The organism is Vibrio hepatarius, assembly GCF_001274785.1.
In the GTDB taxonomy this organism is placed as follows: domain Bacteria; phylum Pseudomonadota; class Gammaproteobacteria; order Enterobacterales; family Vibrionaceae; genus Vibrio; species Vibrio hepatarius.
This window is the reverse complement of record NZ_LHPI01000013.1, coordinates 17,082-42,182: the sequence shown is the minus strand read 5'-3', so window position 1 is coordinate 42,182 and position 25,101 is coordinate 17,082. Positions and strand designations below refer to the sequence as shown.

The following is a 25,101-nucleotide window of genomic DNA, read 5'->3' as shown; positions in this document are numbered from 1 at the left end:
GAGATTAATGACACCTCAAATAAGTAACTGGCTATTGAATTTTTTCGGGACAAAAACAGGAAAATTCATAGCTGGGTTTTATATCATCCTAAGTCTATTAATGTCTGGATCCCTGCTCTATGTCTGGTTCACTAAAGGGGTTATCACTCCTGACCAAGTACGCCCAGTTGTTACCGTCATTCTACCAATTATTATTTGCTTATATTTAATTACATTGGGTGCTCCACAGAAGCACACAGTAACGAATGAGAAGGAAGAAGACGATAAGTGAATGAGTTGATAGTTGCGGGTTCTACCGAACCCGTAAACTGGTGCTATCTAAACAAAATAGGACTACTTCAAATGACATCTGCGACAACTCCCCTTTACGACTTTACTCAGTACATCACTGACAGCCACAATCCACGGTATATCACTTCCATACACGGTAGTTTGCCTACAATGTTTGCTAAACAATTTATCGAAAAAGTCATTGATTCGAATTGGTGTATATCCCCTCTTTTCTGTGGATGCTTTGATACGAAAGAGCGTGCTCTTGCCTTTGTGGATCAAGTAACTGACAGTCCACTTATACTGGCTATCCCAACAATAGATTATTCCAACGTCATAGCCTTAAGTGTTTCACACAACGGCGACCAATGGGTTTTGACTGACTACGAAAATGACAGCACTGCGTATACGACTTTCGAGTCACTTGATCAGTTGCCATTTGCTGCCCACTCGTTTGGTAGCATTTGCGCTGGCGAAGAATGGGACGAACTGGCTCAATTCAAGCCAAAAACATCACTAAATGATTCTCCGCGTCATGTTGTAGTAATGAAAGCAACCGTAGCTTAGCTTCATCTTATCCATTCTCCCGGTGTACCAATTACCTATTCCCCCTGGTACACCGTTTACCTAAATCCCTTTTTATCTCTATTGCGCGTTGGTCGAACTCGATTACCGTTGAATGACTAATTCAATTCAAGGTAATCAACATGAAAGACACGCAGCTTCTTAACCCTCAAAACCAAACCACTGTTGTTGTCGCTTTGCGTCTAATGCAATCCCTTATACAGAAACAAGGTGGCTCAGAGAACATCGTTAACCACTTTTCAGACTTCATAGAAGATGGTTGGAAATGCCCGACGGCAGAGCAAATTGAATCTCTAGTCGAAGATGTAAACGTTGAGCACCATTTCAATTTGATGGACTTAAAACCACAACTAAATGGCCGTGAGCGCATTTTGAACCTGTTAGTGTTGATCGAGTATGACCACGAGGACGTTCCTAATTCAGTACTTGAAGCACTTTGGGATGGCGTTAATTACTTACGTAATGGTGAAATTATTGACCAGACATATCACAAAATCACAGGCTGGCAGTATATGCCCGAAGCACCAAAGCGTTCCCTTGCTATTAGCAAATAAGCGCCCACCGCGATTAAGCACAAAACCGCTGGGCTTTAACGAATTTAACGAACTGGCCCAGCTCGTTAACCAATTACCAGAAGAGTATGAAGAAGATGGTAACAACTAATACGACAAATATTTCAAGTGTGTTCACTCGCCTAGCCCGCGCAGCACTTGGTAACGAATCTGATTTGAGTACCTGCGAGATAAGCAAGAACGACCTATCTACCTTACTGATGGCCTATCGCTTTGAACTTGGCAACCAAAACAAAGAACTGCCAGTAGATGAACTACCAGTGGAAGAAACACGCGCAACGTTGCTCCGTGACCTATTCAACGACAATTTGAAGAACATATTTGCAGTAGACATCCTGATCGATGACGAGCACGAAGAAACGTACCATGTACAAACTCTCGACGGTGAACCACCAGCGCATAGCGACATTGAAGTCGATGTGAGTAATCGCATTCGGGCTCATTATCACGAAGGTTCAACCTTCGAAATCACAAACGTGATCTCAGTGAAAGAGAGTCTTGAAACATCACCAATCAAATGCGCCTAACTACGGTTGCATCCGGTAAGAGCGGCTTTATGGCCGCTTTTTCCGTTATCTCGCAAAACCTTTAGCCATCAGTTGAGTTGGCGCCATTTGTGACTCATTGAAATCAATCATCCATGCATACCATCTACGGAGAGAACTAAAACATGAGAACCGTTCTGTTTACTATGCTGTTAAGTTTTGCCGGCATAGCAAATGCTGAGATTATCCACCGACAATATGAAGGTTTTGATTTGGACATCGACTGTGATCTACGCGGGGCAGTCCAATATCATTACACCCTTGGGAGAGACAAAGGCGACATAGACCGCAAACAAGATTTTGAGTTTGACCCGGAGGTACCTGCCCGTTGCCAGCAAACAAGCACATCGACTTACAAGGTAAACGGCAAGAGTACGTTTGACCGCGGCCACGGCGTACCAGCGAATCATATTGATAATTCAGAACTAGGCATTAAACAGACAAACTTCATGGTAAACATCTGGCCACAACATCGAGATTTAAACCGGGGCGCGATGAAGCAGACTGAGTTAATAGCTGAATGCTACCGTGATATAGAACCTCTTGAGATTTACGGCGGCATCATAGCAGGTGCGACACCAGCCAATTCTGACTATCTCAAATCTCATGGCATAGTCACACCAGGTTACTTCTACAAACTCATTGTACGTAAAGACCGGGCGCTTGCTTGGATATTGCCAAACAAAGCAGGCATGAAAAAAGCAGTACTTGATAAATACTTGGTGTCGGTGGCTGACTTGGAAAAAATAACGGGTAAAACGTTCCCAATGACACCTGACATGAAGACAGGTAAACCGGAACACTCTTGGATGATCCCAAGGGGTTGTGGTTGGAGTTGAACAGTGGCCAGCATAAGCTGGCCATTATTCTTATGGGGACAGTCTGACGGGATTTGAACCCGCATCGGCTTGCAAACCGGTTGGAGATGGTTTCGGGTTGCTATCCCTCACCTTGCCAACCACTCACGCTATGAGCGTTCTCCCAGTGAACTACAGACCGCCTTCATAAGAACCCATCAATTATACCTGATAAACAATCACATTCAAAATACAGCGTTTTAAATAATTATTACCATTGCAGGTAATGAACTTTGACATATTGTTTTTTTAAATTCAATTCATTATCACTCTGGTAAAAATCATATGAAAATGACCAATACTGACCACTATGATGATAGCGTCGTTATCCCTTCAATTCGTCGCAATGTTCAATTAGATATTTTCGGAAGTGACAGTCTTATAGCTCTTGAACCTGCCGACCCTCACGTAAGATTTGACTGTCCCGATTTAGATCTGAGTGATTATGACCTTGCCATCGTGAGCATGAGTGGAGGTAAAGATAGTATCGCGGGATTATGCCGCTTATTGGAAATGGGGTACCCCAAAGAGAAAATTGAACTTTGGCACAACCATGTCGACGGCGACCCTCTAAATGATGACATCTTCTTTGATTGGAACTTCATGTACTCCTACAACAAGAAGCTTGCAGAAGCGTTCGGAATCCCTTTGTACTGCAGCTGGCTAAATAAAGGGCTTCGAGGGGAGATGCTAAAACATAATTCTATTCCCCACCCTCACTCATTTGAAACGCCTGCCGGCATCATTGAGCTTGGCCGCGAAACATGCAAACCAGGCACCCGTAGAAAGTTTCCTCAACAAAGCGGGTCATTAAGCACGAGATGGTGCTCATCTTCACTCAAAGTTGATCCAGCTAAAAGAGCCTTGACCAATCAAGACAGATTCCTTGGCCAACGTATCCTGTTCATAACTGGTGAAAGGAGAGCTGAATCATCCCCTAGAGCGAAAATGTCACAACTTGCCCCGCATGCCGTAGATACTGAGAGGAAGAGTAAAAACCCGAAAAAGCCGCGTTATATCGACTCTTGGAGAAATGTGCTTCATCTAACCGAAGAAGATGTATGGCAAATACTTTCTGACTGGAGAATTACACCACCTGTACCATATCGCTTAGGTTGGGGTCGCTCGAGCTGTAAGCTCTGTATCTTTTCCTCTGACCGGGTACTTGCAACGATTAATGAGTATTGGCCAGAAAAAATCTTAGAGGTTGCTGATTACGAAGACCAATTTGGGGTCACAATCGCCCGTAGCGGCAAGAACGTGTTTGAGAGGGCCACCAGCACTACCCCGTTTATTATCGATGACGAGGAAGCGTTACAGCAATCATTCCGAAAGGAATACACTCTGCCTATCTTTGTCCCGGATGATAAGATTTGGACACTACCTAAAGGCGCGTTCAGTACTGAATCTTCTGGCGCCATATAATGGAAAAAGGGAGCGTCATGCTCCCTTCTTTATTCGTCAACTTGTTCGCTGTTGTTATCTGGTTCTATCTTGGCTTTGTTGGAACTAACTTTCATCAACTTATCTTTTAGTGAGGCAAAGTAAACCGCGCCAATTTCCTGCCTTGTGGTTTCCCCTTTTACGTCAATCATCAACACGTGATCCTTATCGCTTCGACCGAGTTTAATTTGGCTGTACTCACCAATAATCTCCGTGTTGATCACGCACGCTCGGCTAATTTTCAAATACTGGTCACTAAATGAGTTTTCCAGTTCGGCCATTGAGCAGCGGATATTCTGTTTCGTGCCATTCGTAAAGTGCAATGTAGCGTATGGATGCTTGTACGTGGCGTATAGAAAATCTTTGTTCAGGACAAAGCCACGCTTGTTTTTGGATATGATTTTTTGAATGTTCCTCAAACGGACATCGGAAATCGTCTCACCAGGTGACGCTGGTATTTCTCTTAACGCAGCAATCTGACGGTCACGGCGCATTTCGTAGTATCGATGAACATACCAAAACACCCCAAGCTGGCACAGCGCAAAGAGAAAGAATAAATAAGGGTTTAAGGACATGTGTTCATACCAAGGCATTCCTACCCGGTTCGAAACAATCCATTGGACTTTACCTAAGTCCAAATCACCAATTTTTAATAGAGATTGTCCACGTGATGTTTCTCGCGTTGGCATAGAACTGATCATGGCCAACGTATCTTCACGCGTACAAGCCACCCTTTCTGCTTGCTGGTGGCCATCAACGGAACTCAACTTCAAGCTAATACACGCACTAATAAACGGTGCCTGCTTTTCAAATCGCTCAATGAACGCCTTCATATGACGTTCAAGCCCGTCCACATTGAAGTAGTATGCATTTTCATACACTAAGTCAGAAGTGGACCTGTAATGAGCGGCTTCAACAAACACACCCTTCTCATTTCTCAGGCGGTTCGTAGAATCAACACCTGAAAGGAAGAAAAGCCCATAGTTTGCGAAAATTATAAAGCTCGCAGTGAATATAATCATCGCATTATGTTTAAGATAATTCATTATGCCTTCACTTAAGGTTTAAGCGGTTCAAATGTTTCAAGGTGAATAAGCTTCTCACCTGTCATTTCGAACAGGTACATAGGCTTATAAGCAAATCCATCATCATCAAATGAAAAGTGGTTACCCGTAGTAACAGTGCTATAGGGTGACTGTTTAATCATCCGCATAAGTTCTTTTGGTGTTGTTCCTTCCTTGAAATCATCACTTATTGCCATCAGCATTTTCATTAGGTCGTATGCAACCGTTACATGTGTTGTTACGCCGTCGACATCACAATAGGCATCCACAATGCGTTGGATAGAACTTTGTGCTCTTCGTTGTTCAAGAGTACTTTTGCTAGTAGCTGGATGGTCTATGTCCCAATCAGATATAAACAGCGCTCGTACATCCTCGGAGATACCACCAGACACTTTTAAAAATTCAGTTCTATTCATTGGCACGTTTCCACCAAAGAAAATAATGTCCTTTTTCCCGGCCCTTACTAAACGGTTGTAAAGCACACCTATCTTGGGGTTGTATAACGGTGCGAACACAAAGGCTCCATCGGGGATACGAGCCACCAGATCATCAAGTCGTTCGTTTTCAAGGCCAAACGGATAGGTATTGATGTGTTTACGATGGTCAAGGCTGTAGATTTCCCTTTTAAACAACTCACTAAATTCATCTGAGTAGTTATTTAAGAGATTCGGTACCACGACGATTGAGCGATATTGAAAGTTAGCCATAAAGTAACGAGCAATAATCTTAGACATCGTTTTGTTTGAAGATGAAATGCTAACGCCTTTATAACCAGGCTTGATGGTATTCAGTGAGGTAGCACTTGTGATATAGGGTATGCCAGCATTAGAAAATACATCAGCTGCAGCCTCAGCTTGAGTTGACGTTAAATGGAGCACCGCAAGCTGAACACTCTGTTTAACTAGATCTTGAGCGGCTTTGGCACTTGCCATCGCGTAAATGTCGCTTACTTCTTCGAAAATAAAACGGATCTGAGCGTCACTGTTGTTCAAGAAGTATGAACGCGCCATACCTCTAACAATGCATGAGCGTTCATAGTTTATGAAATTGGATTTGTTAGCACTGCTGCTAATAATGACACCCACCTTTAACGGGTGAACAGCCCTCGAAACTTCTTCATATGGTAAAGCTTGTGCGCTAACAAACGACAAACAGCCATATAGCACCAAGGCACGGCACATCAACCAGGCTCTATTAAACCAGTTGTGCCGATTTGATGGCTTTTGAAGCAAATAGTTAACGAAATTTCGATTCACAAATGACAATTTCCCTAATATTTTTCGATGAACAAAAAAAATCTAAGTGCTTGTTATAATTGAACTGTTAGTTAACAGCATTGGAATTTTAAGCACATTAATTAACTTACCAATCGTACAAATTTTGAAAACATCTCATTTTCAATTATTGTGACTTTCTCCCAAAAAATGAATGTTTCAATTTTAGGGAGCTTACTAGGTCAAATAACTATAAATGATCAACATAAGTTGATAACTGACCATCGCTTACTTGTGACATATAACAAAAATAAACATGAGCCAAAAAATTATGTTTAACGCTAAAACAACTCAAAATTGTATAGATCACCAACCTAACAACATTGAGTCTGACGACCTTGTTGTAGAGGTAACACCTTCAAACGTCATCAACCTTTTCACTGACATTGCAGCGGAGTTTGGTAACGGTGATCTAACCTATTCGTTCGACGGGGAAACCATGACACTGTTAATAGATATTAACGGAGTCAATGGCTCGATCGCTGTAGGTGACTTGGACCCATATCAAACATGGGACGCTAACTCGACTACTGACTTCTTCGCTCTTAGAGCTATTCTGTCTGTAGATCCTAAACACCTGAACGAGCTAAATCGCACTCACCCAAACACCAAGTTCTATCTTGATGGCAATGACATTTTGGCTGAGGAAGCGTTCTATCTAACGTATGGTGTAACTAATTTAAACGTCTTAGACCGCTTCTCTGCCTTTGTAAAAACCGTAAACGCTACGTTTTAAAATCGGTTTTAAACAACATACGGCAACTTCAAGAAAGACGGGATTATACATACTTTATAATTGTTAAAAAGAACAATTACGTGCATGAATATGTAACCCGTCTCTTTTCATTTGTACCATATCTGTTTGTTTTTCAAATTACATTAGCAATGTCAGATAGTTGCAATAGTATATAAACTCTACTTTCCTGTCGCTTGCGCGTCTTATGCCTTATGGCAATCTTTTATTCCAGAATCGTCTTCATCTATCTGGTTCGTATGTAGGCTAGCATGTCTTATGCAACCCATTTTACATTTCGACCAATACAAAAGGGCTTAACCATGTCGGAATACCTAGATCAAGTAGAGCTGCTAAGCAGCGAAATCAGCGCCCTAGCGACAGCTGAACGAAAAACGTATATCAACTATTCCCTGCAACGCATCCTGAACTACAAGGACATATTTATTCATAAAGAGGCTTTGTCGTCAGATGTTTTGTGCAAAGCGTTTAAATCATTATCCACAGTTGAACAAGCTATCTGTAAGCACGGACTTGATGCTATGAATTTTACTATCCACTATCTCGACGAGTTATCTAAAAACAAACGATTTAAACTTGAGCCGAGAGCATTCACAGTCGATAGTCAAATAAAGTTTCTTTCGCATTCATATCAAGCTTAGTACTGGAATGTTTTTAAAATGTCAGGATTAGCTTTTTAATTTTGTTTTGTGACCATCTACCAGATTATGTTTATGATGGTCATGTTGATATTAAAGCAGTGGTTGTTGCCACTGCTTTTTAATAATCTTGTAAATTAAACATATGGGATTTTAGACATGTCTGATCCATCAGAAAGAACGATTTTGCCTGCACTCAACTCTAGTAAAAACTCAGTTAAAGTAACGCCACTTGGAAAGTTTCTAAGAGCTTTACGAATTGAGCACGATGTCATTCTAAGAGACATGGCCAAGTCACTTGGCTACTCTTCTTCCCTACTCTCCGGTATTGAACTTGGTACTAAATCGATACCCGAAAAGGTCCGTTTTCTTGCTTTAATAAATCGCGCTTATTCCATTACAGATGGCGACGAACTGGTTAGGTTGGTCGAAGGCCACAAGTTAAATTCAGAGTCAGAGAAAGATGAAGAAAGGCCGCTGGTGGACATGAAAGCCTTACTTGATGAACGGGTTGCATCTGGCTCCCCAATCATTGTTCTGGATCCCGGGCATTCCTCTCAGGAGCTACTAGAAGCAATCAATAAAATGCTTCCTGACGATGGTAAAGCCAAACTATTTTTGTTTGACCCAAGCACCCACAGTGAGAAGGTTAAGTTATCGTAACGCATCCGTAGAAATTACTTTTACCGGTTGCATTAAAAAGGCTCCCTCTGGAGCCTTAATTGTGTCTGGTTTCTACCTACACCTAAATTTAGTCTGCTATTTCATCACAGCTTGGCGAGAGTGATAGAGTTAACCAAGTTACCTTTCCACTCGGCCCCAGATTTTGAGCTAACGTCATAGTAAACATTAAAAACATCGCCATCTTTCAGGTCTAATCGCATCTTAGCGCGTCGGATTCTAGTTGCACCGTCAATATCAAAGTCGATATATTCTTGATGCACTTGAGATACAAGAGGTTTTATGGTTACGTGCTGCTTGTTCAGCCAGCGATTAATCGCATCCTTCAAACTGTCCTCACTGCTGCACAAATCGTTGAGTTCCTGATCTGTAAACTTAGCGTTGGGTACCAGCATAGGAAGTATTGCTTTCAACTTAGTAAATTTATAGAGCACCGAGTAATCGATACCTTTCAGGTGACTAGCCCAAATCGAGTAGCAACCAAATTGCTCGGCATGACTGAACGGAATCAGAATGCGCGTTACGTATTCACCGCCAAAGCCATTGCTTACAGCGAAAAGATCATCTGGCTCTGATAGCCACGCAACATGACCACCGCATGTTTCAGCCATCATTTTAGCCGCTTCTAGAGCTTGCTTGTGATTGTCGTAAGCCTCTTCTCTCGACTGTTCGTTCGAATCCTCCCCAAATGATTCACTGTGCACTAAACAGAGGAACTTAGTACCACTATAGAGGACCGAATACGCGACATTACAGTGAAGCAACCCACCAGCAAGCCCGATAACATCTTCTTTTACAAACTCCGACTCTGTAGCAGTGAGTGTATGCCCTGCTTCTTTGTCATAGTCCAGCTGATGCTTGTCCAGGTACTTGAATGATTCATCTACCGCTTCACCGCACCCGTTTGTTAGGTACTTTATCTGTAGAGGGTTAATTACTAGTGGATTCATAGTTTTGCCTTTGGTTGTTTTTGGTTTTCTCCTAATCTACGGCCACTCACTAAACGCGCAAGACACAAAAAAGGCGCCCGGAAAACCAAGGCGCCAATGTCGAACAAAATAAATTACAGCCCTTTGACCCAATCTATTTGTGTGGTCACTACATTGAATGATTTTCGCATTTCTTCTGCGAGAGTCTGACTTAACCCGGTAAGAATACGCATCTCTCTACCCTGCTCTTTTCGCTCAATTTCTAAAATCTCTTCGTTTAGCATCTTCACGTCGTTACTAATCGTAGTCACCTGTTGCCAAAATTCTGGGCCAGTACAATTCATCTCATTGATTCGATTTGAATGCTCCAGTTCCGCGCTAAATTCCTTATGGCTTAGTGCTTGATCTACCAATTTAGTCAACGTGCCGATCTGAGGCTCAAGAGCTTTATGAAATAGCTTGGTAAACTTACTTTCAATGTATTCAAAGTCTGTGTCCTGACCTTCCACAATTGAATGAAAACTTCGGATACTATCCATGTGTTCTCTGATGACTGCAGTAGCCTCATTTAACGTCTGCAGAAGTGCATAAGCTAAAACCCAAAATTCCCTTGGGCTTTCCTCTTTGTACAGTTGCCCCAGCTTTTCTACATCTTGGTTCTTCATGATTTGGTTTAGGATTTTGGCCAGCTTCTCTTCGGCTTCACCAGCCGCCTTAAACAGTTGGTTTGCCTCAAACGTATTCCTATTCCACAACAAGAACTCTGTCGTATATTGCTTCATGAACGAGTTAGCATCGTACTGCCTTTCGACTTGCTGCTTGTAATCCACATTCTGACCTTGAGTTGCCTTGGCGTGAAATAACCCAAGGGGCAACATCAAAATGAATGCAACCGTGAAGTTCACAAGATGGTAATTGTCATAGACATCCCAATTGATATGGAGGTAATTGGCACACAGCTGAGATAAGCATGTCAGTAACGGAAGGTTCATGGGCTCAAAGTTGATAGATACTAACATTAGCCCTAACGCGATGAATAATGCCGGGAAAGGCGTAATGAGCAGCCAGATATATACGCGCTTAATCCCCTTTACCAAGGTCATGTACAGAGCACTGATGATTAGCCCCAGTAAATAGAACGCGCCAAAGTCAGTCACATACGATGAAATGGTTGCTGGCACTCCAGGAACTACCTTTAGTTCTCCACCCTTCGCATGTATTAGTTCTACCAAAGGAGATAACAATTGTTTGTCTTGGATAAACACCAATAGCAGTGCAAAAATAAATCCTGAGACAATGCCTAACATCCAGTTATATGGCTGTGGTTCGACAGGCATATTCCTCGATACCTTAATGACATCATCCATCCCCTTCCAACCAAAGCTCACAGGATCCGGTAACTCACCAGTCAAATACCTTTCATGTGCTGCCAGCGCCCTATCTTTCTCTACAGTAGCTATGAGACTTTTGTATCTCAGCTTGAGAATTGTCTTCAAATCTTCACCCTCACATATCGGTCCAACTGAGTGAACGCAGTATGGAAATCAAATGCTATTGCACATTTAATTAACCGTGTTTTTATAAATACTCACATGGCGCATATTTTGCGTTTTAAACACCTTGTTTTCAACTAATGCGTTCTATTGCCAGTTTTCATTAAGGAACCGAACATGAGCTCAAACCTCAAAAACATCATGCCAAAATTCAACATCAACGATACGACCTACCTGTACAACTGTGCCGGGGATTTTGTCGCAGAGGATTTGACCGTTTACTATGATGCTGAACGCGCAAAAGACCTGAACAGTATCGTATCCAAATGGGCTGGGGCTGAATTTGCGGTAGTACTAAGACACGGAGTTTTGGGCGTTATGGCCGAACAAGAATTTTCAGACATGTCCTTGAGAGATAACGCTATAACTGAGTTAATGCCCGTTTATTCTAAATTTAATGGCACTCGCCACATCAACATTGGGCTTATCGATAACGACTCAATATGGCCTCAAATGTTCATTCCTGCCAGCGTTGTGGAAGACCATCCCCCGCTTACATCGAGTGTCGTAAAACAATTCGCCATCGCACTAGAAAATCTCTCTGACCGAGCATAACTCCCACTCTTTATAAATGAGCGTGACCAACTAAGGTGTCGCTCATTTACTCAAATCTTATACTTCACATTTAAAATTTAACGTTTATCCTTACAAATACCTGTCCAGTACTATTGTGCGTTTAGCAAAATCGCATTTAATTGTTTCTATCAAACACGTTCAACATTCAAAGGTAGAAGCATGGATCACGCAAGCAAACTTAAACCGGGCATCGTAATTAAGCGTAATGGCGTCGAATACCTAACGACTAACTACGACGCTGATGAAGGCTATGTGTCTGTCGTTTGCATAGAGAACACAAATCAACGCGGTCAAACCTATCAGCTCCCAATTGAAGAATGCTGCATCTTTGATGAAAGCGTCATCATAGTTAATCGCAGTGAGCTTGAGTGGGTCATCGATGACATCGATTTAGAGATGATTGAAGCACTAGAAGGTAACCGAGATGCGCAGCTGACTCTTAGCCTTAAACAACGCGAGAAGTTCTATTTGCCTAAAACACTACAGGCAATGATGAACATCAAGGAGGAAGGCGCAGAAGACGGCGAAATGGGTGTCGTTTTCTTTGGAGAGCAAGAAGAACTTTTCTTAGCTGAACTCAAAACAGTATTAGAAATCTTCGACGAATTATCTATTACGGATGCTTGTGAAACCGGTGCATCGATTTTTGCCAAGAGCACACAACTAAACATCCAAGGATTCATCGGTGTGAATTTCAACGGCAAGTAATCGTGACTGCCACCAGCAATTATCCCTGCTGGTGGCATACAGGAATAACGTAAGTATTAATGCTATAGGCAGAACATGAACCAGAAAAACAAAGAGCTGTATGTCGGCCGTGAATTACGTCGCCCAGGCTACAAAGTTAAAGACATCGATTCCTTCGGTTTGTTGACCAAGACAGGCGCGAACCTTGAAGATGTAGCTCTCCAACTTGATGCAACTCCGATTATGATCATGGTGACAGAAGTTTTCCTCGGCGGTGCATCGAAGAAGCATCCGGGAGAAGTACTTGCTCAGGCTGCTCGACTAAATTGCATTGCACCAGATGTAGTCCATTATCGCCACAACCAAAGAGATGTGCATGTCAGAACAGCTCGTAAACACAACTACGAACAGAATACCCGTAAAACACTAGCGCTTTCACGCGGTGCAGGTCAGGGGCTATTCATCGTGCGTGCTCCGGGCGTATCCCCTATTGAAGCTGCAGAAGACCTCAAAGCAAATGGAATTCAGTTTGTAGTCACTAAGGTAGCAGGCAATCGACAGGCTCGAATCAATGTTTCAGCTAGTGATAAATGGCTCGTGGTTCGGTCGGAGTTATACAACCCACAAGCAATGTTACGCCCAACTCTGTCTAACTCAACCCACCAGCTAAACAATGCAATTGTTGAGTGCTTGAAGGCACCTGTATCCGAAGACTACGAATACCTCATTGAATTTGAGTCTCAACTTGTTCGTGTTCTCGATGTATTGGCAGAACGCGGAGAGGGGAAGTCGGAGAATGCACAGGCTCTCTATGAGAAGCTGCAGCAGGTTCAGGTAAAACTTGAGGTGTGTGAGTCATAAAAAGTAAAAGGGCGCTAGTTTCAGCCAACTAACGCCCTTTTCCACCCATAAAAGCCAGCTCAACTGGAGACAAACTAACCTTCAACTACACAATACCCACTTTGAGAATAAAAACAACCCTCGTTAAACTGGTTCTCACCCCTCTCTTTTTCTCACCTTTCCCGTTCATACCCTCCCGGAAGTCATAGAGAACACTTCACCTAAACAACAATTCTTACTATCTACCTCTCAACAGTCACCCAAGACTGCTTCTGTTGTTCACGTACTGACAGATTTAGTTTGAAAGTCTTCACATAAGTCACAAGTGACTCTTGGTATTAAAAATCATATAGAGGTAATTATTTGAAAATTTTTTAAATAAATACCCCAAATTTAAACTATCGCGTTTTAAGTATGTTCATACAATAAACATTGAACTTGCAGTAGTGTATAATCCTGCGAGTAATGAGATTAGTTACCCAGTAACTATTTTATCACGGCCACATATCAACACCGTTGGCGTAACCATTTTCTATACGGAGAGATTTATGGATTTGAACACCGGAACGACCATTGCCATTGGTCTAGGACTGGGCATTGCTATGCACTTCTACTTTAAAGTTAAGAAAGCACGCGAAGACAAGGAAGCAGCAGATTCACTTAAGACAGCTGGCGACAAATTGGATAAGCCAACTCCACGTACACCAAGTGCAGGTAAAACATCGCATGCTTTTGTGCCGCCGGCATCTCAGTCTGCTCGAGTGAAACCAACCCCATCTCGATCGGGCAGAGATTACGACGATGGTGATGATCTACTTGCGACCGCTGTTGTAGGTGCGGCCATTATGGATTCAGCCGAACCTGACACCACTAAGACCTATAGCAGTGTCTCTGTAACAGGTTTTGACTCCGGTTCGAGTGATAGCGGTTCAAGCTCAAGCTTTGATTCTGGCGGCGACTCTAGTTGCGACTAATTGACCGAATCATTTGTTTGTAGCTGGTGGCCGTTTAATACGGTCACTTTTTTTAGCCTTGCGCGTTAGGCACTTGTGATTAGCTTTGAGCGTATAGGCACACAATGGATTAATGAAATTATATAGGCATTACACAATGGGACACCGTATCAACATACAACTTAACCACTTGAACGACACGCAACTTTCCTCAGTCGTAGTGACAGCCAATTCAAGTGCAAAAAACTTTCCACTCAACTCGGAGTTTTATCAGATCCTTCAATCGTTAAATGGTCAGCCATCTGAGCAGCTTAGTTACCTGCTTAACCTGACCTACCCTAAAACAGAAGGTAACCACACTGCAGGCGATCGCGTATTTTTCCTGAGCACAGTCCATGATGACTCAGACACAAATATTCATATCACACTAAAGGACGTGATAATTAAAAAATCACTCCCCCTTTATCTTGTTGATGTTCGAGAGGCATTAAGTGCGATTGACCCGGATTACTCAATGTCGGAAGCCTACTTTACCGAATCATTTAATAAAGGCTTATCTGTAATTCAGGCCATTGAATCGTATATCTACCAAAACCCATTAGGCATTAAACACCTAACACCGCTTATGGGTTCGGCTTTGAATAGCGATACAGTTTGCTTGTCACGCCCATACATCCCAATTGATGCAGACGAGTATGAAGAGCTGTGCCGCGGTAGCTACGATTTCTACCAACTACCAAGTGGCCGAGTGGTGACATTTTCCAATGCAAGCTGTCATGACTCAGATACTGCTTACGCGCTTTGCCCAATGAATAATGAACGAACCAAACAGATTTTAAGCGCTCAATAAATTTTAACGCGGTGGACCAGGTTAACTTCACCGCAATACCTAACTGCAGTAACGCAACCGTAAGAAGAGATTTTAGCAATGAGCATTCATGCCACCAGCGATGATGTATTGAATAAACCACTAGCTGTGTATGCTACTGACGAAGAGAAAGAAGAAATTCTACCGAAAGGTTACTACAAAGCCACACTGTGGGGTTGTGCAGGCTCGCCAGAAATAACCGTCTACTCGAACGGGGAACAGTACTTCTCCTACGACAGTGCCAATCCTGCAGAGCCATTGGATCCAAGTGACTTTGTTATTTCTCAAATCCCCTTGTTCCCTTCGCCTAATGAAGAGGCACTGAAATACGCCTTAAACCAAGCGTTGGAATTCATAGTGAATACAGGTAACGACTATAAAAGGGATCATCACTTAAGCATACATCACGCACTTGAGGCAGGTTCACTGGTTACAGAAATTGAATCGTTACTCTTCAACAAGGAAAGCGGCAATGATTGAAGCAGCTAAAGATAACAAGCCCACTACATGGCAAGAAGACCTACAAAAACTCGTTCTCGGTGCTGTGGCATTCAATCTTGGTGTATTAGGCCTACTACTGCGATTTGGGATCATTCAATTTAGTGACAGCATCCCAGAAGAATTGCTTTACGGAATTAACACCCTGACTTCAAAGGTACTGTTTGTACCACTCTGCCTGACTCTTATCGGTGTTGGAATGCTGTTTATCTGGGTAGTACTACAAGAACCAATCCGTGAGCTTAGAACTTGGTTAAAGAGACACTAACGAACCCTGCTCGGTGCGTGAACAGTGTGTACAACTAAAACACTATAAATGAGGCAAAATAAGTGAATCAAAACGAAGCATTTAATCAGATCGTACTGAGATTTATCGATGCTTATGTTGAACTGCATTTAGAGATAAACTCCACTATCGTTATGGCTCAGTTCCCCATTGCACGGACAAAAGTTAGTAGCTTGATGACTCGGTACCTAGAGGATAAGCCAAGCAACCTACGTTATGTGGCCGCGAGACAGCGTTACCTAAAAGGTTTATCGTTTGAGCGACAGTTTCTTGAGAAAGACCAAAGCGCACTCGCCTATCTGCAAGCTATCGAACTGGCGTATAAACCTTACACGGATGCTAAGAAATAACCCTGTTGATAACATACTGAGAGTTAACCATGAATAGCTATATCGTTCACAAAGAAACCTTGTGTAAAACCTGCGGCAAGCAGTTACTCGATGAAGGAACCCATATCGATGTGAGCGGCTTCATAGCTCGTTTCGATAGAGAGGCAGTCACGATGGTTAAATCGGTCGAAGACTACATGAAGTACGCTGAATATATTGACTCTCAGTTACTGGAAAACGGTCAGATAGAAATAACATGTGACAATGTAACCTACGTTATCCGCAAACTGTAAGGGGTTCGCCCCTTATCTCCCACCACCCTACCATTTTATTGAGTTGCACGATTAGCCTTTGCATTTAGATTGGTCACATCAACCAAGCAACAAGGACTAATCATGAGCCACCACGCAATCAACGCAATGATGCGCAACCCAAAGCTGTTAATGGACTATCAAATGACGGGACGCTTACCAAGTGTGTCAGATACTCCTGCAACACCTCTACGCGACCTTATATCGCATATCCCTGCTCGATTACGACTGGAGTTCAAAGGTGTACGCCTTAGCCCTGCCCTTGGCTTCAACAGTGGTGCTCAATTCCACAACCTAGCTCAGCTGTATACGTGGCTCGGTGCTGATGAAAAGCTTATAGGCAACAAAACTCTTCCATACATGAGTTGGCGTATAGCTGCATTCAATAAACCGCTAACTATCGCGGATCTCATTACTCATTGCTCAGCAGTACCGAGTGAAGAAATCATCAATAAATTCGTAGACCCTCGATACCGCTAAGATAAGGACGTCATCATGCAAACAACGAATGCAGCACTAACCACACTTAATGAAATTGCCGAAGAACACAGTATCCCAGTTCAAGAAACTGTTCATCACTATCACCAGTGTAGAACGGTAAATCACCCTAATCGATATACAAGCGGTTTGGTTGTTAGGAATTACGAGCAGGCAACGCAATTGAATGAGTTGGCAAGCGCGTCAGGTCTAAGTACAGGGCTTCACACGTTCGGCTTTAGCTCGATTGTGTTTATCAAAGTGGATTAACTATCGTGCGCTGGTGGCTTTTGTATGAGAGCCACCAAAAGAAATGATTTAAAAACATGCATCCGTAGTTAGGAGGTTTCCTTTGCAGAGCCGATAAACTGCGGGTACTTGGGTGACATTCAGTTTCGATGTGACTTGAGGGTTATGCTGTTCTTTTTTTAAAGAACTGGCAGGGATGGTTGTGTCTAAAATATGGTCTTGCGCGAATTTCAATCGATGCGATTATAAACATATCAAGACGATACATTAACCAACTAACTTTCAAAGGTGATAATTATGGCAGCAGTAATTGTACTAGTAATCGTATTAGGTGTAGTAGCTTTGGCAAACCAACCTGAGCAGAAAACTTACAAACACTATGACTTCTCAAAAGAGCTGACTCCTAATCAGGCGCTTGCTAAAGAAGTCGCTAAACACATCCCTACTCAAACAGCTATTCACCGCTTCTAAGGACGTTACAAAGCACTTTAACTTGTAATGGACTGGAGGTGTGTGGTGAGACACATAGAAACAACATAAGAGCGACCAAGATGTTTTATCTGGTCGTTTTTTTATATCTCAAATTCATAGAACTGACTGTCGTTCTCAGGGTCGTAGGACTCCCCTTTCATAACAATTAGCCCATCTCGTATTACGTAGCCAAAATGAAGCACAGCTTTAACAGGTATTAGATCGCAGTTAACCGAGGTGTACTTAAAGGCTTCAAAGTTAGCCACGACTGAACTTTCATTAACTGCAAATACGCAGTACCCCTTTTGTTCAGAGTGTACGCACCATGTAGCCAATTCAATTGGTAGGTCATGTAGATAGATAACTCGCTTTAACCCTTTGTGCTGTACCGCAAATACAGGCATTTGTTTTGTGGCTCTATCAACACAAAGTGACTGTTCATCTATGTCATCGTTAAACAGACCATCACGTCTTTTCTCAGCCCACGATAGCCATGTGTTAACAGTGTCTTGAATGTTTAACCAAGGGATAAAGTTCGTGCTGGCTTTGACTTGGTGTGCAAACGGGATCATTGTGTTCAACATGCCGCGATTCGCAAAGCCACCAGCAAGTAAGATTGGAGTTGTTTCTAAGAAGTCGGTAAGAGCCTGCTTACCATTGGGAATTGAAGTGTTATGACTAAGGTGCTGCAAATGATTCATTGTTTCCTGTAACGCCTCCATTTCGGCATCTGGCACCGGAATGGGTTTTGGCATAAACAGATTTACATGATTCATCAGCAGCTTCCTAATAATTTACATCCGTAATGAGCTATCCTTGCTCTTATTTACTTGATTATACATCTAATTGTACATAAATGGATACCGTTAGAGCAGGTTACGGAGAATTACATCACGGGCATTTAAGCCGCTTGTATGTTCCCAGCCCATTTTACCAGAACTTAATTCCTTGGCTGTCTTAATACTAAGAAGATCAACACCTTCCGCAATAATCTCTTCGCCAAGCAATAACTCCAGCATTACCAATACAATTTCTTCACCAACCGCTTTCAGTTCACGCTTGTTTTTGAAGCCAACCTGTATCAACACTTTGCCGTTGTGAGGATTACTCTTAACCGCAACCGTGACATCAGATAGCACCGCTCCAACTTCGTTAGCGATACTTCTCATGCCATACTGTCCGGCCATGTCTGTCACCCAGTTTTGGGTAACCTCAGAATCCCACGGCAATGCAGGTAAGCGATATGGTGTAACCAACTCTCGATATTCTTCTGGGCAAGCTTTTGCAAGCTTCATAGCTACCTTGCGACCTTCTCCCTTCTCTTTTGAAGTTATAATGATCGCGTTTACCTTCGCTTCCATCATATCAAGAGAGAATTCGACACGTAGCGCCGGGTGAAACTCTTGGGCAGACTTGTTTACTGCGTCATAACGGATCTGAAACTCTTCGTTGTGGCCTAACTTCACGCTTTCTTCCAAGAAGTTGATGTGTCCAGGGAAACGGCTCCAGAAATTCTCTACTGCTTGGGTTTCTATTTTGTTAGTCATTTAGCGTACATCTCCAGTTATCCATCTTAGCAATCTTGTTTTGTGAGCAGGTATCGCGGTATTGAATACCTGCATGCCATATGTGTGTGCAATTCTGATTGCAGTGCTCATACAGCCATGACAATCGTTTTGTCGTTGGTTCTTATCAAATGTAGGCATAGGCGCCCAGCAAATCATGAATCGACTAATGTCGTTCAAGTCGTCGCCCATTAATGCCGGCACATACGTTTCATACTCAAGCGCTCGTTTGTTCGAGATAGTTAAGTATCTGCCGCGTCCATAGCACCGCGTATAAACGGCTCAGGTGAGCCTATAAGACCGCCTGTACGCATAGTGTAGCCTGACATCATAAGACGCTCAGTAACGACACGTAGAAACTGTTTCTCGCTCTCTGGAGCATCATCAGAGCATAAGCCGGTAATGTATCGATGATTGTGCATAGCTACCTCTTACATTTGATTCCTACATCATCAGCCAATCTGCAAATCCCGCAATCCCTCCAATAATGAAAAAGACACCCGTTTAGAGTGCCTTTTAAAGTACTGGAAGTAGTACCGTTCTACGCGGCCAACATAGCCTCTAGTTCCTCTGCAGAGAAATCATCAGTTTCCTCAGTGGAGGTTCGTCTACCGGTTGCGTGCTCTTCATCAATTACAGCTTGAATAGACTGTGCGATCGTCAGGCCTTGTGCTTTATATCGGTCAATAGCAGCAAGTTCCTTACCATCAGTGGTAAACATCAACTGTTGGTATCGAGGTACAAACAATCGACACACTTCCCTCGAGCTACCAGTACGGATATAAAGCTCAGAGTACTCACCTTTCACAGTATGGATACTCTTAAGCAGCGCGAAGTCAGTTTCGTTACCGTCGAACTGTTTGTTCTCACGTACTTTCTCGATAACTTCTGGCTCTTGTCGTAAGAACACTTTGAACTGTGAGTTATCAGCCATAGCTCGGCCTACTTCTGTCTCATACGCATCGGAAATACTCTGCGTAATACAGATACCCGCAGCTTGGTACTTACGGAAACGACGCCAGCCAGCTTCTAAGAATTCCGCTACTGCTAAACCTGCACCGCCCTTGATCTTAATGTATTCCCAGGCCTCATCCAAAATGAACAACTTGTTTCGGTCTTTGCCTGACAGGAACATCTCGTGCTGGATACAGCTGATACACTGCAGAAGTACCGCAATCTGTAACTGTTTACGCGACTTAAGTTCTTCAAGCTCGATAACAACGAAGTCACCGGAGAAGTCTACTGGAGGGTTCTTATCATCGAAGAACTCACCATATGGACCATCTTTACACCAAGGCTCTAACTGGAAACCAATATCCTTAACACGCGGCTCAGGATCGGCTTTACACATCTCGGCAAAGTCATCAATGGTCGAGTTGTTACCCTTTTCATTCCATAGTTGGTTCAACAACACGTTCATACGCGCTGTCTGGAAGTCGGTTAGAGTACCCGATGGTGACGCCATGAATTTCAGTAGAGACAATACCATGTCACCCTGACCGTCTTTACCCGCAAACTCGTGTATAGACTTGAATGGGTTTAGTGAGTACTTAAAGTTCTCGCCAAACTCTAAGAATCGCCCATTGTAGAGCTCACAGAGTTTTTCGTAAGAGCGACCAACGTCGATGATAAATACACGGCCACGGTCTAAAGGTTTACGCTCGTTCGGTAGAGGGTTATCTCGATACAGTTTACCGCCGCCGATGTTTCCTGACGTCAGTACTTGAGACACCAAGTAGTTAATCCAGAAAGACTTACCTGACCCCGATGCCGCCGCGGTAAACATATTATAGTTACCATCAGAGGTGAACGGGTCGAAACAGAACATCTGTCCATCACGAGTAACTAACGGCACTACCGGGCGCCCAAGACCATTACCCTTCCATGAAGCAATCATAGGTGTGATGTACTTCAATGCATCCGATGCGAAGCGGTTAAATCGGTGAAGGTTTTTAACTGTCGCTTCATCACAACCCATAGGCAGAGATGACAGATAGAGTGGTAAACAAATGTAGCGGTCTTCCACAAACTTCCATTTACGCTTAGATGCAAATGACTGTACATCCATGACAGACTTTTCAGCTTTGGCTTTCGACTCACTGAATATGATCATCTGCAGGTAACAGTTTGCAATCTGCGCGCCCTTGTTCTCCAAGGACATGTAGAATTCGTCGTAGTCCTTCTTCTGGAAGCGGAGTCGGTCAACCCACTTAGCAATCGGTCCCGACGCCTGGTGCGTTAACCAGCCACGGTTCTTGGTAAACTCACGCTTAGCTTTCTCCTGTGGCGGGAAGTGAATGTTTAACGTCATCAAGAATGGCTCACGTAAGCCCTCTCTACCTTTACGCCAATCACACACCAGGTCATAAATATCACCAAATGTTAATACCTCTGGGTATTTCTGCACGGAGAGCATCTTAACGAACGAGCCCTCACCCTTCTCTATGTCACCGAATTCCAAGCCATCTTGGTGGACGAAACAACTGCCACCTCTCTCCATAACTTGGTAACGAAGCGGTACACCTGCATCATGGCCCTTAACACCTTCACGCCAATCAGCATTCTTCGCTTGGTTATGTAAGATCTGCATCCGGTGAACATAAAGTTCAGGTGTCATGTCGTCCGGGTGCGCCCCAATAGATTCAAGCGTTGATTTAAGCTGTAGGTAAAGACGACGGAACGCGGTCAATTCGGCTTTTGAAGGCTGTTGCTTTTTGAGTGGCATCTTGAAAGATACCCAAACCTCATAGTCACGCACCTTCAAGCCTGTTACTGGGTGTAGTGGCGTATCCGTACTTTCTTCATAGTACTGGTATGTAGTACGACCGATTTCATCGTACAGCTCACCCATTTCACCTTCGGCACGGCCTTCACGGATATTCTCGAATCGTTCGAGTATCCACTTAATGTAAGGGGAACCAAACAAACTCACCTGTAAAAAACTGTCTGCTGGAAACTGACGCTCGTAAAGGTCATCCAGAGAGTTCATTAGGTCGTTGTTTACACCTGTCAGTGGTTGACAGATAAAAGTGAAACCAATGTATCCACCGTCAAGTATGTACCCGTTCATCTCCGGGATATACTCAAGCACAGGTAGGACATCACCGTATTGGTTATGCCCTACTATAGCGTTATGTTTATCTAGGATTCCTGCCATATCGCTACCCCTTACTTAACTGGTCGTGGTTGCGGAACAGGGACAGGTTGAATGATACCCATGCCGTTATCTGCTACTGGGTTATTGCGGCGTTCTTCCTCTTGGGAAATCTTGCGAATACTTAAAGGCGTAATACGCGCTGGCGCTGAACTCGCACCACGGCCAACTACCCAACGTCGCTTCTCGATTTCAACGTAGGTATAACCAGGGATATGTAAACGACCTGCATCGTCTTCCCATGAATTCATCAGAACACGCAACACTTTTGCTGGTTGACGCACTGCAATAGGTTCTGGAGCTGCCAACTTTGAACGATTTGATTCGTAATCACGGTAAATGGCTTGACGCTCAGCTGGCGTACCACCAGGATACGGCATTGGCTTAACTTCTTTCTCTTCATCATCATCTGAATCATCTTTGTCTTGAAGTTCACCGTTACTGCGTTTTCGAGCCTCTTCCAAATCCTTCTTGTTATCCGTTAACTTCCAGATTTCACGCGCACTCGTACAGGTGATACCGCCACTTTGTGCCTTCGGACACTCGGTTGGGTCTTCACCTATCTCGAACATGCTAGAACAGCCTGTGCTCATTAGCGTGATACCAGCAAGAATCAGAGCCTTACTTAGATGCTTTAACATCATTTACGATTACCTCTCCAATGTTGTCTACGTTTCGGCTCATGAATTCAGAAAGACTGTCAGGGGCTCCCTGCAGTTGAAGTCCATCAGCTCTGATAAAAAATGGAAGACCTTTGATTTGCAGAACACCTGCAACACCAAGGGCTTTGATTAAGGGGTCTTTATTACAAGTAGGGAATATCTCTCCAGTAGCACTCTTTTGAGCCATCAGTTCATCAAGTGATTTCTGACGGTCTTTGGCGCACCAGAGTTTTAGGGATTCATTAATAGATTCACCACCAAGCAGCGGAGCAAGTACAATCTCAAAGGAGTACTTGTCTGCCATAGCTTTCATTTGGTCGAAAAGCTTTAGGTTGAAGTCACCACTTGGGTCTACAAGCACAGTTACGTCAGGTTTGTCTTTCTTCAATCCATAACGGAAACTAGCTAAGTCACCTGAACGAACACCAAATCTTTCTAGTGTTACCATCCATGCAGCTTTTGCATCGGCCTGTGTGTTGATTGGACGCTTATTCCACATGTCATAAACTTCAACGTTGCCGCGTATAGCTATACGAGCCTTCGAATCCATCAGTAACTTTTCGCCCTTATCGTTCTCAACCATAATTAGGTCGTTAACCGGAAGGATTTGAGTCCAATGGAGTTTGTTGAAGTTCTGGAGTGCAGTCTTAACATCCAGATCGCTCATGCCACCCACCAATGCTTTAGCACTCAACTTACCTTTAGCTGCTTCTTGCTGGGCTAATCGTTCCGCTTGGTCGAGCAAAGGGTCAGCCATTGCATTACTGAACGTTAGCGCTGCTAAAGTACCAACCAATGCTTTTGATACTCCCCGTAGTCTCATAATTACCTTCCACCTAAAATAATCCGTAGATAGTAAGCATCCGGGGTTTCGGTTGTGGCGATTATGTGGTTCGAATTAGAGGGAGTTATTCGTCGCTATCAACAAGTAGCGTTAGAAAATGTTTTCTGAATAAAAAAATGCCCTGAACATGGCCAGGGCTAAATTGGGAGGTGTATTGGAATTAGATTAGAACAATTCTTCCATAGCTTTCGCCATTTCTACCGCGTTAACTCGTGAGTCGATTGCTCTCTGTGATGGTGCTATACGAGCGGTTGTTACCGTGACTTCTGCCTCGATGTTATAACAACGTGCAGAGTGCTTGTTATCGCATGGCGCCAAGCTTTCACTTAGTATGTGCATATCTGTCACACGGCCTGTCGAAGCGCTCTTTGTTTCTGTAATACCAGAAGATAAGTCCATTTTTGTGACTGTCAGGTATTCAAATTCAGCTTTACTTAATGCTGATTTTTTAACTTTTTCGATTGCGCGCTGACGACCAGTTTTTGACGTGTCGTATTCTGTCAGTTGGTAGCTAGCGCTAGTTACTACTTGTTGTGCTGTGACAGCAGCATGAGATACATGTGTACCCATTACTGTCAGTGCCAATAGTAGAGCTTTTCCTAAGCGTAGTTTCATAACCGTTATTACCTCTGCATTACTTATACGCCTAGTTAAACAAAAACAAATCCTTCTGCAAGTTTTTCTTGCGCATTCAATACAGGCAGTTTTGCAAAACAACCTGTATTTCCTTTACTCAGACTATTTGCCTTCTGCCTGTCGAATCATCTGACTCATTTTCTCAGGTGTTGGTACCATGCCTGAATACTTGCCAATATCACCAACAACACTTGCACTATCAAGCACTAGGTAACCCTTCTCGTTATAAAACTTGATAGTTGTTTCTACTGCCTTAATTGCCAGGTTATCGTTACGTCCTTTCCACTCGTTGGCTACCTTAGCCAAATCAAGTACAACAATCTTTGGAGATACAGCTGTCTGTTGGGCAAGCACCTTGATTTCATGATCAACCTTGTCGAGTCGTGACTCTGTATTACCTGTTAACACAAAGAACTTAAGCACTAAGCCAAAAGCGACACAAAGCACGATTGTCCAAACTGTCAGGATTCCAAAAAGACTCTTTTTCGTAACGTTCATATACATTCTCTTAATAGGGTTGTGGCCCCTAG

Annotated in this window: 33 protein-coding genes and 1 tRNA gene; 21 read left to right on the top strand and 13 right to left on the bottom strand. The window is 43.3% G+C overall.

Translation table 11 applies throughout. The annotated features are described in order from the left end of the window. Nucleotides 1-7 precede the first annotated feature (7 nt). From AKJ31_RS14250 to AKJ31_RS14230, 5 genes are all read left to right on the top strand, one after another. Entirely contained in the window at nucleotides 8-271 is a 264-nt protein-coding gene (locus tag AKJ31_RS14250) for a hypothetical protein (RefSeq protein ID WP_053409779.1), read from the top strand. Nucleotides 272-342: 71 nt separating this feature from the next. Next, nucleotides 343-837, top strand: a complete 495-nt coding sequence (locus AKJ31_RS14245) for a hypothetical protein (protein ID WP_139374583.1) — start codon at nucleotides 343-345, stop codon at nucleotides 835-837. Between the two features lie 140 nt (nucleotides 838-977). Then, complete coding sequence (locus tag AKJ31_RS14240) at nucleotides 978-1,409, top strand: hypothetical protein (protein ID WP_053409777.1); 432 nt, start codon at nucleotides 978-980, stop codon at nucleotides 1,407-1,409. Between the two features lie 86 nt (nucleotides 1,410-1,495). Continuing rightward, on the top strand, nucleotides 1,496-1,954 hold the full coding sequence (locus AKJ31_RS14235; protein ID WP_139374584.1) for a hypothetical protein: 459 nt from the start codon (nucleotides 1,496-1,498) through the stop codon (nucleotides 1,952-1,954). Nucleotides 1,955-2,097: 143 nt separating this feature from the next. After that, nucleotides 2,098-2,811, top strand: a complete 714-nt coding sequence (locus AKJ31_RS14230; protein WP_053409775.1) for a DNA/RNA non-specific endonuclease — start codon at nucleotides 2,098-2,100, stop codon at nucleotides 2,809-2,811. A 38-nt stretch (nucleotides 2,812-2,849) separates the two neighbouring features. Here the strand turns inward: AKJ31_RS14230 and AKJ31_RS23015 are convergent. Then, nucleotides 2,850-2,971, bottom strand: a tRNA-Ala gene (locus AKJ31_RS23015). Nucleotides 2,972-3,114: 143 nt separating this feature from the next. Here AKJ31_RS23015 and AKJ31_RS14225 point away from each other — a divergent pair. After that, nucleotides 3,115-4,254: an adenine nucleotide alpha hydrolase family protein gene (locus AKJ31_RS14225; RefSeq protein WP_053409774.1), complete on the top strand. Its 1,140-nt coding sequence runs from the start codon at nucleotides 3,115-3,117 to the stop codon at nucleotides 4,252-4,254. A 29-nt stretch (nucleotides 4,255-4,283) separates the two neighbouring features. On the opposite strand, the gene AKJ31_RS14220 is transcribed toward AKJ31_RS14225, so the two are convergent. Both AKJ31_RS14220 and AKJ31_RS14215 read right to left on the bottom strand, forming a co-directional pair. Beyond that, a complete protein-coding gene (locus AKJ31_RS14220) occupies nucleotides 4,284-5,318 on the bottom strand; it encodes a hypothetical protein (protein ID WP_053409773.1) in 1,035 nt (344 codons plus the stop codon). A gap of 11 nt (nucleotides 5,319-5,329) precedes the next feature. Further along, nucleotides 5,330-6,592 carry a type 1 periplasmic-binding domain-containing protein gene (locus AKJ31_RS14215; RefSeq protein WP_139374585.1) on the bottom strand — a complete coding sequence of 421 codons (1,263 nt, stop codon included), beginning with the start codon at nucleotides 6,590-6,592 and terminating at the stop codon, nucleotides 5,330-5,332. Nucleotides 6,593-6,866: 274 nt separating this feature from the next. On the opposite strand from AKJ31_RS14215, the gene AKJ31_RS14210 reads away from it, so the two are divergent. The 3 genes from AKJ31_RS14210 to AKJ31_RS14200 all read left to right on the top strand — a co-directional run bounded on the left by AKJ31_RS14210 (nucleotide 6,867) and on the right by AKJ31_RS14200 (nucleotide 8,665). Next, nucleotides 6,867-7,346 carry a hypothetical protein gene (locus AKJ31_RS14210; RefSeq protein WP_139374586.1) on the top strand — a complete coding sequence of 160 codons (480 nt, stop codon included), beginning with the start codon at nucleotides 6,867-6,869 and terminating at the stop codon, nucleotides 7,344-7,346. Between the two features lie 320 nt (nucleotides 7,347-7,666). Next, a complete protein-coding gene (locus AKJ31_RS14205; RefSeq protein ID WP_053409770.1) occupies nucleotides 7,667-8,005 on the top strand; it encodes a hypothetical protein in 339 nt (112 codons plus the stop codon). Nucleotides 8,006-8,161: 156 nt separating this feature from the next. After that, entirely contained in the window at nucleotides 8,162-8,665 is a 504-nt protein-coding gene (locus AKJ31_RS14200; protein WP_053409769.1) for a helix-turn-helix domain-containing protein, read from the top strand. A 104-nt stretch (nucleotides 8,666-8,769) separates the two neighbouring features. Here AKJ31_RS14200 and AKJ31_RS14195 read toward each other — a convergent pair whose 3' ends face one another. Further along, a complete protein-coding gene (locus AKJ31_RS14195) occupies nucleotides 8,770-9,633 on the bottom strand; it encodes a hypothetical protein (protein ID WP_053409768.1) in 864 nt (287 codons plus the stop codon). A gap of 113 nt (nucleotides 9,634-9,746) precedes the next feature. Further along, nucleotides 9,747-11,108: a hypothetical protein gene (locus tag AKJ31_RS14190; protein ID WP_053409767.1), complete on the bottom strand. Its 1,362-nt coding sequence runs from the start codon at nucleotides 11,106-11,108 to the stop codon at nucleotides 9,747-9,749. Between the two features lie 174 nt (nucleotides 11,109-11,282). On the opposite strand from AKJ31_RS14190, the gene AKJ31_RS14185 reads away from it, so the two are divergent. From AKJ31_RS14185 to AKJ31_RS23010, 12 genes are all read left to right on the top strand, one after another. Further along, a complete protein-coding gene (locus AKJ31_RS14185; RefSeq protein WP_053409766.1) occupies nucleotides 11,283-11,720 on the top strand; it encodes a hypothetical protein in 438 nt (145 codons plus the stop codon). Nucleotides 11,721-11,900: 180 nt separating this feature from the next. Further along, nucleotides 11,901-12,449, top strand: a complete 549-nt coding sequence (locus tag AKJ31_RS14180) for a hypothetical protein (RefSeq protein WP_053409765.1) — start codon at nucleotides 11,901-11,903, stop codon at nucleotides 12,447-12,449. Nucleotides 12,450-12,524: 75 nt separating this feature from the next. Next, nucleotides 12,525-13,289, top strand: a complete 765-nt coding sequence (locus AKJ31_RS14175) for a hypothetical protein (RefSeq protein WP_053409764.1) — start codon at nucleotides 12,525-12,527, stop codon at nucleotides 13,287-13,289. Nucleotides 13,290-13,816: 527 nt separating this feature from the next. After that, complete coding sequence (locus AKJ31_RS14170) at nucleotides 13,817-14,242, top strand: hypothetical protein (protein WP_053409763.1); 426 nt, start codon at nucleotides 13,817-13,819, stop codon at nucleotides 14,240-14,242. 112 nt (nucleotides 14,243-14,354) lie between these two features. Further along, the gene (locus AKJ31_RS14165) at nucleotides 14,355-15,071 is read left to right on the top strand and encodes a hypothetical protein (RefSeq protein ID WP_169780635.1); all 717 of its coding nucleotides are present in this window, start codon (nucleotides 14,355-14,357) and stop codon (nucleotides 15,069-15,071) included. A gap of 78 nt (nucleotides 15,072-15,149) precedes the next feature. Next, complete coding sequence (locus AKJ31_RS14160; protein WP_053409761.1) at nucleotides 15,150-15,569, top strand: hypothetical protein; 420 nt, start codon at nucleotides 15,150-15,152, stop codon at nucleotides 15,567-15,569. Continuing rightward, nucleotides 15,562-15,855: a hypothetical protein gene (locus tag AKJ31_RS14155; protein WP_053409760.1), complete on the top strand. Its 294-nt coding sequence runs from the start codon at nucleotides 15,562-15,564 to the stop codon at nucleotides 15,853-15,855. Before AKJ31_RS14160 ends, AKJ31_RS14155 begins: the two co-directional genes overlap by 8 nt. Before the next feature lie 62 nt (nucleotides 15,856-15,917). Continuing rightward, complete coding sequence (locus AKJ31_RS14150) at nucleotides 15,918-16,223, top strand: BrxR family helix-turn-helix transcriptional regulator (RefSeq protein ID WP_053409759.1); 306 nt, start codon at nucleotides 15,918-15,920, stop codon at nucleotides 16,221-16,223. A 29-nt stretch (nucleotides 16,224-16,252) separates the two neighbouring features. Further along, on the top strand, nucleotides 16,253-16,495 hold the full coding sequence (locus AKJ31_RS14145) for a hypothetical protein (protein WP_053409758.1): 243 nt from the start codon (nucleotides 16,253-16,255) through the stop codon (nucleotides 16,493-16,495). 102 nt (nucleotides 16,496-16,597) lie between these two features. Further along, the gene (locus tag AKJ31_RS14140) at nucleotides 16,598-16,993 is read left to right on the top strand and encodes a hypothetical protein (protein WP_053409757.1); all 396 of its coding nucleotides are present in this window, start codon (nucleotides 16,598-16,600) and stop codon (nucleotides 16,991-16,993) included. Between the two features lie 15 nt (nucleotides 16,994-17,008). After that, entirely contained in the window at nucleotides 17,009-17,260 is a 252-nt protein-coding gene (locus tag AKJ31_RS14135; RefSeq protein WP_053409756.1) for a hypothetical protein, read from the top strand. A 276-nt stretch (nucleotides 17,261-17,536) separates the two neighbouring features. Then, entirely contained in the window at nucleotides 17,537-17,710 is a 174-nt protein-coding gene (locus tag AKJ31_RS23010; protein ID WP_157052362.1) for a hypothetical protein, read from the top strand. 101 nt (nucleotides 17,711-17,811) lie between these two features. Here AKJ31_RS23010 and AKJ31_RS14130 read toward each other — a convergent pair whose 3' ends face one another. From AKJ31_RS14130 to AKJ31_RS14095, 8 genes are all read right to left on the bottom strand, one after another. Then, nucleotides 17,812-18,486, bottom strand: a complete 675-nt coding sequence (locus AKJ31_RS14130; RefSeq protein ID WP_053409755.1) for a hypothetical protein — start codon at nucleotides 18,484-18,486, stop codon at nucleotides 17,812-17,814. A gap of 90 nt (nucleotides 18,487-18,576) precedes the next feature. Further along, nucleotides 18,577-19,257 carry a hypothetical protein gene (locus AKJ31_RS14125; protein WP_053409754.1) on the bottom strand — a complete coding sequence of 227 codons (681 nt, stop codon included), beginning with the start codon at nucleotides 19,255-19,257 and terminating at the stop codon, nucleotides 18,577-18,579. A 260-nt stretch (nucleotides 19,258-19,517) separates the two neighbouring features. Further along, the gene (locus tag AKJ31_RS14120) at nucleotides 19,518-19,697 is read right to left on the bottom strand and encodes a hypothetical protein (protein WP_053409753.1); all 180 of its coding nucleotides are present in this window, start codon (nucleotides 19,695-19,697) and stop codon (nucleotides 19,518-19,520) included. A gap of 119 nt (nucleotides 19,698-19,816) precedes the next feature. After that, nucleotides 19,817-22,432, bottom strand: coding sequence for a TraC family protein (locus AKJ31_RS14115; protein ID WP_053409752.1), 2,616 nt, complete (start codon nucleotides 22,430-22,432; stop codon nucleotides 19,817-19,819). A gap of 11 nt (nucleotides 22,433-22,443) precedes the next feature. Next, nucleotides 22,444-23,073 (bottom strand): TraV family lipoprotein, encoded by a 630-nt coding sequence (locus tag AKJ31_RS14110; RefSeq protein WP_053409751.1) that lies wholly within the window; start codon nucleotides 23,071-23,073, stop codon nucleotides 22,444-22,446. Further along, entirely contained in the window at nucleotides 23,051-23,914 is an 864-nt protein-coding gene (locus AKJ31_RS14105) for a thioredoxin domain-containing protein (RefSeq protein WP_053409750.1), read from the bottom strand. The genes AKJ31_RS14110 and AKJ31_RS14105 overlap by 23 nt, the downstream gene beginning before the upstream one ends. 186 nt (nucleotides 23,915-24,100) lie before the next feature. Then, the gene (locus tag AKJ31_RS14100) at nucleotides 24,101-24,550 is read right to left on the bottom strand and encodes a hypothetical protein (RefSeq protein WP_053409749.1); all 450 of its coding nucleotides are present in this window, start codon (nucleotides 24,548-24,550) and stop codon (nucleotides 24,101-24,103) included. Between the two features lie 123 nt (nucleotides 24,551-24,673). Continuing rightward, on the bottom strand, nucleotides 24,674-25,069 hold the full coding sequence (locus AKJ31_RS14095) for a hypothetical protein (RefSeq protein WP_053409748.1): 396 nt from the start codon (nucleotides 25,067-25,069) through the stop codon (nucleotides 24,674-24,676). Nucleotides 25,070-25,101 lie beyond the last annotated feature (32 nt).